Origin of the sequence: Mesorhizobium sp. M1088 (genome assembly GCF_040318575.1) — a bacterium.
GTDB lineage: Bacteria > Pseudomonadota > Alphaproteobacteria > Rhizobiales > Rhizobiaceae > Mesorhizobium.
Genome location: NZ_JAMYMO010000054.1, coordinates 19,196 through 28,924 on the forward strand (window position 1 = coordinate 19,196; position 9,729 = coordinate 28,924).

A 9,729-nucleotide genomic window follows, 5' to 3' on the forward strand; every position below is an offset into this window, starting at 1 on the left:
TAAGCGCAACCTGAGCGAAGACGAGGATTTCGCCAATTTGCATTTCATTGCCAGCGGCAACGCTGCCACGGCCGCTTAGGCATCATGATGAACTCCAATCCCGTTCCCGGCTCGTCGGCCCCCAATGACGCCGTCGCGGATGCGACGCCTGAGTGAGGCACTTGTTCTCAGGCGAACGCTCGCGGCAGGGAATAACCATCCGGTGTGGATCGTGGCAGCGGCCTTTTCGCGTGTTAGACTGCTTACATGGAGATCGACGCCGACAAGATCGACGAAGCCGTTCTGGGCCTGCTTTGGCTGACGCTGCATGAAGAGAGGCGCGCCTGGAAGGGGTTGGATTGGAATGCTCTGGATCGCTTGCACGAGAAGGGGCTGATCGCAAATCCGGCAAACAAGGCGAAGTCGGTGGTTCTGACAGATGAAGGACTGCGGCGTGCTGAGGAGCTATTCCGAACCCTGTTCACCCGCCCGGCGCCCTGAGCCAGATTGCGGGACGGGTGCCTGCGAGCTGATAGCGCACATGGCTGAATTTCGCGCTGACCGCAGGCGGGACGGCCAGTGCTCTCGCCGTGGCGGATAAATTGGTATTCGAACGGGCGCATCCAGTCTGTTAAAGGCAGTGGCAGAGAACACCGCAGCCGCGGCCCTCAATCAACGGCATTGTCGCGAGGTCCACCATCCGCAAGATGCTTTCTGCCGGCGAAGCGGCCTGCGACCCGGAGAACCGGCTTATTGCGGCCCAGCTCGAGAGGAGTTGGGAAGCCACGCTCAGGCGCGTGGAGACCTGCGAGGCCCGGCTGAGCGAAGTCAAGCGTGTGGAGCCTGTCGACGCGGTTCCGGACTTCACGGGCCTTGCCCAGGATCTCGAGGCCACCTGGAACGCGCCGGGTGTCGACATGCGCTGTCGTCAGCAACTGCTGCGCGCGCTCATCAAGGACATCGTGGCGGATATCGATGACGATGCGCGCGACGTGATCTTGACCATCCACTGGCACGGAGGCCAGCACTCGCAGGTACGGGTTCGCAAGCCCAAATCCGGAGAGCATGGCCAGCGTACGCCTGAGGAGGCTCTGGCGATCATGCGATCCATGGCAACCCGATGGTCGGATGCCGAAATCGCTGCCACACTCAACCGCATGGGCATGCAGACCGGTCAGGGAAAGACCTGGACCGCGCGTCGCGTCCAATCGCTGCGCACGGTGCACAAGATCAGCGGCTATCGCTCGTCCGACAAGAATGGCGAGTGGATCACTATGTCGGATGCGGCCGCGAAGCTCGGCGTGTCGCACGTCAAAATCCGCCGGTTCATCAGGGATGGCCTCTTACCCGCCGAGCAGGTCATGCGCGGCGCGCGCTACCAGATCCGCGCCAGCGACCTCGAAGACGAACGGATCAAGGCCGAACTGGCGCGCAATACTCCGGGTCGCATCCACGACGATAACCAGGAATCGCTGTTTTCCGCCATTTGAAAAGGAGGTGCATAATGAATCTGGGGGTTCTGTGTAGTCGCGGGCGCGATTGGGCAGGCACCCACGGGTCGCGACTACATTGAAGCCTGATTGAACTGAACCGCGGGATGGCGGGCGGGGCTATGGGGATTTAGGGCTCGACAGTGTGTCCGAGGCGCCGGAGCGGGCTCGCCGATCGCTCTTGGGCGGTCGCCCGTCGTCGCGATACAGGACCATCTGCGACGCGAGAGACGGCGCCATTTGGGTCGTTGACGCTGAGGTGCAGCGTACCGCGCACCGGCGACCGGACCGGGCTCAATCCATTCGCTGTCCTGCCGCCAACGGCGCCATCACCCAACGCGTCAGTCGCCTTCGTGTTGTCGCACCTTGCGTTAGCGACTGCATCTTCTGCGACTTGGAGAGAACATCGGCAAGCGCTATCCGCGGCCAAGATGGTCCGGCAATTCAGCCGCTGTCGTGGCGGCCGGGAGCGCACTTGCAGCTTCTGGCATCCTAAAAGCGATGGCAGACATTCAAGCAGGTGGGATTGAAGTCTCAACTGATCCAAAGGCGAAGATCCCGAACGGACCTTTCAATGACCGCGTCGTGCCCATCCCGTCTCTTCCGACGATCGCCGACCAGGGACCTGGGAACACTACCATAAACTGCGGGAACATTGGAGCGGCAAGGCCACGAGTTACTCGCTCGCGCTTGGCCGACGCTGGCTACGCCGTACCAGAAGGTTGGCCACGACCAGGAGCACTATAGACAGCGCCATCATCAGGGTCGCGGCGGCGGTGATTGCCGGGGAGAGCTTCTCGCGCAAGCCGATGAACATTTCGAGCGGCATGGTGCGTTGGTTGGCGCTGGCCAGGAACTGTACCACGACGACCTCGTCGAACGAGGTAACGAAGGCGAAAGCGGCGCCTGACAGCACGCCGGGCAGGATCAGCGGCAGCATCACCCTGAAGAACGATGTGATGGGCTTTGCTCCGGAGATGGCGGCAGCGCGCATCAGATTGCGGTCGAAGCCGGTGAGGCTCGCTCCCACCGTGACGACGACGAAGGGACTGGCGAGCGCGGTGTGCGCCAGGATGATGCCGGCATAGGTGCTGGCCAGGCCGACGCGGGCATAGAACAGATAAGAGCCGACGGCGGTGATCACCACCGGCACGATCAGCGGCGACAGCAGCAGCGGCATGACGATGCGGCGGCCGGGAAACTTCTCGTCGGAAAGCGCAATCGCTGTCAACGTGCCGAGTATCGTCGCGATCAGCGTCGTCCCGAACGCAACGATCAGGCTGTTGCCGATCGCCGATTGCCAGCGTTGGGTGCCAAGCACGACCGCGTACCAGCGCGTCGAAAATCCCTCCAGCGGAAAGATGAAGAAGGCGCCGCTGTTGAACGACAAGGGGACGGGAACGAGGATCGGCACGAGCAGGAACAGGATCACCATGCCGCACCACAGCCACAGCAGGGTGATGCGGATTCTTTCGCCTGTCGTCGGATAGGGAGACAGCAGCATGGCTACACCAGCTTGAGACGGTCGAGGCCGAGGATGCGGGCGAAGATGCCAAACAGCGCCAGGGTGAAGACGAGCAGGATGAAGCTCAGTGCTGCCGCCATCTCCCAGTTCAGCTCGACATTGACGTAGTTGGCGATGAAATTGCTGATCAGCTGGTCGCTTGCACCGCCGATGAGCGCCGGCGTGATGTAGTAGCCGAGGCACAGAATGAAGGTGAGCAGGCAACCGGCCATGACGCCCGGAAAAACCTGTGGAAGATAAACGCGGCGGAACGCGGTGAAGGGTTTTGCGCCGAGCGAATAGGCGGCTTTCATCTGCGAGGCCGGGATCGTGCGCATAACGCTATAGATCGGCAGCAGCGTGAACGGCAGCTGGATATGGGTCATGGCGATGATCAGTCCGATGCGGCTGTACATCAGCTCAAGCCGGTCGTCGGCAATGCCGAGCCACAAAAGCAGGTCGTTGACCAGGCCGAATTTCTGCAGGAGCACGGTCCAGGCCGCGGTTCGCACCAGGATCGACGTCCAGAATGGCAGCAGCACCGCGACGATGAGGATGGCGGCGAGGCCCTTGGGTACCGAGGCGATGAGATAGGCGAGGGGGAAGCCCAGTATCAGCGTAGCCAGCGTCACCGCCGCGGCGACGAAGAATGTGCGCATGAACACCTGCAGGAAGATCGCCTGTTGCGGCGGCACTCTTTCAATGCCTCCATCGGCGTTCCAGCGCAGATCGAGCGCGCTCAGCAGGTAGAACGACGTCACGCTATGGGTGCCGCTCTCGATGACCGGCCACGTGCCCGGCGCCGACCAGAACGGCACGGCTTTCATCACCTCCAGCGGCGGCCTGTCGGCAGCCTCAAGTTGGCGTACCGTCTTGAGCACCTGGCTGCGCGCACCGGGCAGGCGGGCGTTCAGGCTTTTGGCGAGCTCATATGCCGTGCCCATGGCCTGATTGTCCCTGAGGTCGGCGGCAAGGGCCAGGAAGGCGGCATCTCCTGGCAGTCCCGCGCCGTTCCAGCCGCGCAGCGCCTGGCTGGTCTGCGGCAAAGCGTCGGCAATCGTCGGGTCATAGACGGCGCGCGATAGCAGCAGGACGATCGGGATGCCGAAGCTCAGCGCCAGGAGCACAAGCAAAGGCGCCGCCAGCGCCAGTGACCGCAGCCGATCGCCGAACTCGGCGCGCCGAAGTTTTGCCGTGACCGATTTCGCCGCTTTGATATCGGCGGCCGACCGGTCGCGCGCGAGGCGCGGCCGTTCCAGCTTCGTGGGCTCAAGCGCCGTCATTTTTCCTACTGCGCGAGCCAGGCGTTGAAGCGCTTGACCAAATCCTCGCCGTAATCGCCCCAGAATTCGGTGTCGGCGACCAGGTAAGCGCTCATATGGTCGGGCGCATTCGGCAATTTGGGCAAGGCGTCCGGCGCGACAAAGGACGCTGCATCGGTGCGCACCGGCCCGTAGGTGATGTAGCTGGCCAGCTTGGCGTTGATTTCCGGCTGGCTGACATAGGCAAGGTACTTGTAGGCCAGGTCCGGGCTCTTGGCCCCCTTCGGAATGGCGATCATGTCGTATTCGAGGATTTGGTTGTTCCAGACGATCTTGAACGGCGCCCCGTCCTTGTCGATGGCGTTCTGGATACGGCCGTTCCAGGCGGTGGTCATCACCACTTCCTTGGATGCAAGGAGCTGCGGCGGCTGTGCGCCGGCATCCCACCAGACGATGTCTTTCTTGATGGTGTCGAGTTTCTTGAAGGCGCGGTCGACGCCTTCCGGCGTGGCCAGCACCTTGTAGACATCGGCCGGCGCGACGCCATCGGCCATCAGCGCCCATTCCAAATTCTGCGCCGGGAACTTGCGCATCGCGCGCTTGCCGGGAAACTTGGTCGTGTCGAAGATGTCGAGCACCGAGGTCGGCGCCTCTTTCAGCACGTTGGGATCATAGGCGAGCACGTCGCCATAGGCGTCGAGGCCGACGCCGCAGTCGAGCGCGGAGCCTTCGAGGAATTTTTCGCGCGGCGCGATCTTGGAATAGTCGAGGCGCTCGAGAATGCCGGCGTCGCAACCTTGCAGCACGGTCGCGGTCTCGACCGTCACCAGGTCGATCGGCACGTTGCCGGTGTCGACCATGGCTTTGACCTTGCCGAGATCGCCGAGATATTCCTGCTCGACGATCTTGGCACCGGTCTCCTTGCTGAACGGCTCGAACCATGCCTTGCGCTGGGCATCCTGCCAGGCGCCGCCGCTGGCCATGATCGAAAGCTCGTCGGCGAACGCGACATGTCCTGAGGTGATGAATGCTGTGGCTGCCGCAAAGGCGAACAGCCGGGCTCTTGTAATTTTCATTGTTGTTATTCCCCTGTTTTCGAGATGGAACCGTCCGTTGCGGCATCTGCCGGAAAGGCACGGCAGTCGTTGGGCGCGCAGGAAACCGTGACCGGTCCCCCGTTGCCCATGGTCGTTTCGGGGCCGATCTTGACCGTCAGCACCTGTCCGTTTTCCAGCCGGGCCAAAAGACGCTGGTGGTCGCCGAGATAGATGCGGCCTTCAACCGTGGCGGCCAGCCCATTTGCTCCGTTCGAGGCGGGCGCAAGCTTCAGCCGCTCCGGGCGGATAGCGACATGGCAGGCATCGCCCTCCGCAACACCGATGGCGAGCGCCGTGACCGAACCGCCGCCGTCCAGCGCGACGCGGCACTCCTTGCCAGAGACGCGCTCGACCTTGCCGAGCAGGGTGTTGTTCTCGCCGATGAAGCTCGCGACGAACGAAGTTTGCGGCGCGTTGTAGAGATCATCCGGCGAACCGAGCTGGGCAATCCCGCCATTGTTAAAAACGGCGACGCGGTCCGACATGGTCAGCGCCTCGCTCTGGTCGTGCGTCACATAGACTATGGTGACACCGAGCATCGTGTGAAGTTGCTTGATCTCGAGCTGCATGTGCTCGCGCAGCTTCTTGTCGAGCGCACCGAGCGGCTCGTCCATCAGCACCAGGCTCGGCTCGAACACCAGCGCGCGGGCAAGCGCGACGCGCTGCTGCTGGCCGCCGGAAAGCTGTGCCGGCCGCCGGTCGCCGAACTGCCGCAGCCGCACCATGTCGAGCGCGCGGCCGACGCGGGCTGCGACTTCCGTCTTGGTAATCTTGCGAACGGAGAGCGGGAAGGCGACGTTCTCCTCGACGCTCATGTGCGGAAACAGCGCGTAGTTCTGGAACACCATGCCGATGTTGCGCTCGTAGGGCGGCAGCCTGTCGACCGACCGGCCTTCAAGCGCAATGACGCCTCTGGTCGGCCGTTCGAAGCCTGCAAGCATGTTGAGCGTCGTCGTCTTGCCCGAACCGGAGGGTCCAAGAAGGGTGAGGAACTCGCCGCGCGCAACGCCGAGGTTCAGCCGCGATACCGCGAACGTGCGGCCGTCATAGGATTTCTCGACATCGATGAATTCGACAAATCCTTGGCTGCCGGCATCGGCTGCCCGTGCAGGACCGGCGCTGTCACGCGACAGGGCTGTCGCTTCGGCCATCACGGACGCAAGTCCGTCGATCTGCGGCAGAAGCTGCATGTCGAAACGAGTTGGCGTTTACCGTGCATGTATGGGTCTCGCATGACGCTGCCGCACAATGGCGGCAAACCAAACTTGTATGCTCACACAATCGATCGCAAAAGAACCATAGATGCAGACAAGTTTGGCCGTCAAGCGGCTTTCTTCGGGATTGTGTGAGATTGTTCGGGCCGGATTTTAAAAATACCTGCCGGACAAGTGCTATTGTCTGGAGCATTGTCTTATGCTAGATGCGCCGATAGCCAGAGCGTCAACACACCGAAACCGCCAATCCGCATGCTTCAGGACCTGCAACTCGCCTCGGATGAAGGCCCGGTCTATCGGCGTCTTGCGGACGCTATTGCGGAACGGATCACGGCCGGCACACTTGCAGTTGGAGACCGGCTGCCGCCGCAGCGCGAGATTGCCCGCGCGCTGGGCATCAATGTCACCACGGTGACGCGCGCACTGTCGACGCTGCAGCAGCGCGGCCTGCTCGAAGCGCGGCCCGGACGCGGCACAACGGTCGCGGCCCGCAATGGCGGCGAAAGGCCAGGTTTCGTGTCAGCGCCGAGCGACGACACCGGCGTCATCGATCTTTCCGTCAACAGACCTGCGACCTCGGCCTATCTCGATGCGCTTGGGCTGCTGCTGCCGCGCCTGTCGAAGGACCGGCACTATGCCACGCTTCAGGACTATCATCCGCCCGAGGGGCCGGTTTGGGCGAGGATGGCAATCGCCGAGTGGATGCGACCGGTGGCCGGGGAAGGCGATCCCGGCCGCGTGGTGCTGGCGGCGGGCGCCCAGCATGGGCTGGATTGCGTGCTTGGCGCGGTGACCAGGCAAGGCGAGGTCGTGCTCGCCGACGAAGTGACCTATCAGGGCATCAACGCACTGTGCCGGGTGCATGGGCTCGACCTCAGAGGCGTCGCGATGGACCGTGGCGGCATGCGGGCCGACGCGTTCGATGTGGCCTGCGCGCAGCTCCGCCCACGTGCGGTCTTCCTGGTGCCGACCCTGCACAACCCGACGACCATCACGCTATCCGAAGAGCGCCGGCACGAGCTGATAGCTGTCGCCCGCCGCCACAACGTCCTAATCATCGAAGATGACGTCTACCGCCCCCTGGCAGACAATCCACTGCCGTCGCTTGCCAGCCTCGAGCCCGAACTGACGATCCATATCGGCGCCATGTCGAAATGTCTTGCCCCAGGGCTGCGCCTCGGTTTTGTGATCGCGCCACGCGCCATAGCCGGCCAGGTCGCAGCGGCGTTGCGTATCAACTGCTGGAGCATCAGTCCCTTGACGGCGCTGATCGGCGCGCGGCTGATAGAAGAGGGCCTGGCGGCGCGCATAATAGAAGCGCAGAAGCAGGAGCTGCGCCAGCGCCAGGCCATCCTCACTGAAATCCTCGGCCGCTACGATGTCCAGAACCACCCAACCTCGACCCACGCCTGGCTGCGCCTTCCGGAGCCGTGGCGGGGCGCGGGTTTCGCTCGCACCTGCCTGGAACGTGGCGTTGCCGTGCTCCCCGGTGATGCCTTCGCCGTTGGGCGCGAGCCGGTACAGCACGGCGTGCGTATCAATGTCGGCGCTGCGCGCTCGCTCGACGATCTGCGCACGGCCCTGAACTCGATGGCCGAACTGTTATCTGCCGGCCATCTTCAATTGCCTGGTTTCGTCTAGGAATTTAAAGATGGCAGCGTCGGAAACGGTCGAAATCGCCATCGTCGGTGCCGGCGTTGTCGGACTGGCAACTGCACTCCGGCTCGCAGCTGAGGGTTGCGAAGTCCTGCTCATCGACCCCAATGAGCCGGGCTCCGGCGCCTCGTTTGGCAATGCCGGAACGATCGCCGAATATGCCTGCATGCCGGTCGGCAATCCGGCTCTGCTGCGCGCGCTGCCAAAGCTGCTTCTCGATCCCGACAGCCCTTTTTCCTTGCGCTGGCCGGCGCTGTTGCAGCTTGCGCCATGGCTGGTTCAATTCGTGCGGCAATCGCTTCCCGCCGCTACCCGCGCCAATGCGCTGGCGCTCGCCGGTTTACTGGCCGAGGCCCTGCCGGCCTGGGAAGAGATGGTGGAGGAGGCTGACCTGACAGACCTGCTGCGCCGCAACGGCTGTCTCTACCTGTATCGCCGCGAGAGCGATTTCGCCAAGGCCGCTGGGGGCAGGGCGCTGCGCGCCGGGTTTGGCGTCCATCAAGAGGTTCTGACGCCGGAAGCGGTGGCCGCGCTGGAGCCTGGCCTGCCCGCGACCGGGGCCAGCGGTCTGTACTTCCCCGACTCGATGAATGTCACCGATCCCGAGACAGTGATGCGGCGGCTGCTCGATGCCGCGGCCGACCGCGGCGTTTCGGTGGCGCAGGCTGAGATAACCGGACTGCGGGTTGAGGCGGACGGTGTCAGGCTCAGCGGTTCCGGCTTTAACATCAAGGCGAACACGGTGGTTATCGCCGCGGGCGCGCAATCGCGGGCGTTGGCCATACAGGCCGGCGACAGGATTCCGCTCGAGACCGAACGCGGTTATCATCTCGAATTTCCGACCGAAGCGCCTCTGCTCAATCGTCCGGTCTGTCCGGTCGATCTCGGCTTCTACATGACGCCGATGGCCGGCCGGCTGCGTGTCGCCGGAACCGTCGAGCTCGGCGGACTTGCAGCGCCGCCAAATGCGCGCCGGCTGGCGCTGCTCGATCGCGGTGTCAGGCAGTTCTTTCCACAACTCGGCCAGCCTTCATCCGAATGGCTCGGGTTCCGGCCATCGCTGCCCGATTCCCGCCCGGTCATCGGCGCGTCGCGCGGCAGCTCGAGGGTGATCCACGCTTTCGGCCACGGCCATCTCGGCCTGACGCTGGCGCCGATCACGGCGCGCCTGATTGCCGAGCTGATCATTGGTCGCGGCGATCCAGCGCGCATAGCACCCTTTGCGGTGGACAGGTTCGGCGCCTGAAGTCCACGCGGGCTGCGAAAAGACAACGTCGCCTGGGTTCGGAGGTGGGAGGGTGAATTTTCTGCCTTGGCAATGGTCAGCTCGCACGCGGAAAGCAGACCATCTGCCAGGGTGGCGCAACCGCGACCTCAGCGGCGGCACCAGCATTGTCAGGTTTGGCGGGCGGTCAAGTCGACCGGAATGACCGACATTGCTGAAGGGTTTCGGGTGCCGTCAGGCGTACGAAAGTCTCTGATGCAGGAACCCGCGGGCCGCAGGCGGTGAGCTATGGGGATTTGTGT

At 63.5% G+C, this 9,729-nt stretch carries 8 protein-coding genes; 4 read left to right on the forward strand and 4 right to left on the reverse strand.

The genetic code is table 11. The features are described 5' to 3' along the window. Window positions 1–246 precede the first annotated feature (246 nt). Together NKH49_RS31700 and NKH49_RS31705 are read left to right on the forward strand one after the other, a co-directional pair. Entirely contained in the window at window positions 247–480 is a 234-nt protein-coding gene (locus NKH49_RS31700; RefSeq protein WP_352542802.1) for a DUF6429 family protein, read from the forward strand. A gap of 206 nt (window positions 481–686) precedes the next feature. Continuing rightward, window positions 687–1,469 (forward strand): helix-turn-helix domain-containing protein, encoded by a 783-nt coding sequence (locus NKH49_RS31705; RefSeq protein ID WP_352929438.1) that lies wholly within the window; start codon window positions 687–689, stop codon window positions 1,467–1,469. Between the two features lie 676 nt (window positions 1,470–2,145). On the opposite strand, the gene NKH49_RS31710 is transcribed toward NKH49_RS31705, so the two are convergent. From NKH49_RS31710 to NKH49_RS31725, 4 genes are read right to left on the reverse strand one after another with little or no spacing between them, the layout of a single operon-like run. Beyond that, entirely contained in the window at window positions 2,146–2,973 is an 828-nt protein-coding gene (locus NKH49_RS31710) for an ABC transporter permease (protein ID WP_352542799.1), read from the reverse strand. A 2-nt stretch (window positions 2,974–2,975) separates the two neighbouring features. After that, on the reverse strand, window positions 2,976–4,256 hold the full coding sequence (locus NKH49_RS31715) for an ABC transporter permease (protein ID WP_352473294.1): 1,281 nt from the start codon (window positions 4,254–4,256) through the stop codon (window positions 2,976–2,978). Window positions 4,257–4,261: 5 nt separating this feature from the next. Next, window positions 4,262–5,311: an ABC transporter substrate-binding protein gene (locus NKH49_RS31720; protein WP_352929442.1), complete on the reverse strand. Its 1,050-nt coding sequence runs from the start codon at window positions 5,309–5,311 to the stop codon at window positions 4,262–4,264. 5 nt (window positions 5,312–5,316) lie between these two features. Beyond that, window positions 5,317–6,483, reverse strand: coding sequence for an ABC transporter ATP-binding protein (locus tag NKH49_RS31725; RefSeq protein ID WP_502906639.1), 1,167 nt, complete (start codon window positions 6,481–6,483; stop codon window positions 5,317–5,319). A 315-nt stretch (window positions 6,484–6,798) separates the two neighbouring features. On the opposite strand from NKH49_RS31725, the gene NKH49_RS31730 reads away from it, so the two are divergent. Further along, window positions 6,799–8,187, forward strand: coding sequence for an aminotransferase-like domain-containing protein (locus NKH49_RS31730; protein ID WP_352929448.1), 1,389 nt, complete (start codon window positions 6,799–6,801; stop codon window positions 8,185–8,187). Between the two features lie 10 nt (window positions 8,188–8,197). Further along, a complete protein-coding gene (locus NKH49_RS31735) occupies window positions 8,198–9,448 on the forward strand; it encodes an NAD(P)/FAD-dependent oxidoreductase (protein WP_352929451.1) in 1,251 nt (416 codons plus the stop codon). Window positions 9,449–9,729: the final 281 nt, after the last annotated feature.

Coding starts and splice junctions, on each gene's coding strand:
- NKH49_RS31720 (WP_352929442.1), bottom strand. CDS start 5,311: ATGAAAATTACAAGAGCCCGGCTGTTCGCCTTTGCGGCAGCCACAGCA.
- NKH49_RS31735 (WP_352929451.1), top strand. CDS start 8,198: ATGGCAGCGTCGGAAACGGTCGAAATCGCCATCGTCGGTGCCGGCGTT.
- NKH49_RS31710 (WP_352542799.1), bottom strand. CDS start 2,973: ATGCTGCTGTCTCCCTATCCGACGACAGGCGAAAGAATCCGCATCACC.
- NKH49_RS31725 (WP_502906639.1), bottom strand. CDS start 6,483: ATGGCCGAAGCGACAGCCCTGTCGCGTGACAGCGCCGGTCCTGCACGG.
- NKH49_RS31730 (WP_352929448.1), top strand. CDS start 6,799: ATGCTTCAGGACCTGCAACTCGCCTCGGATGAAGGCCCGGTCTATCGG.
- NKH49_RS31715 (WP_352473294.1), bottom strand. CDS start 4,256: ATGACGGCGCTTGAGCCCACGAAGCTGGAACGGCCGCGCCTCGCGCGC.
- NKH49_RS31705 (WP_352929438.1), top strand. CDS start 687: ATGCTTTCTGCCGGCGAAGCGGCCTGCGACCCGGAGAACCGGCTTATT.
- NKH49_RS31700 (WP_352542802.1), top strand. CDS start 247: ATGGAGATCGACGCCGACAAGATCGACGAAGCCGTTCTGGGCCTGCTT.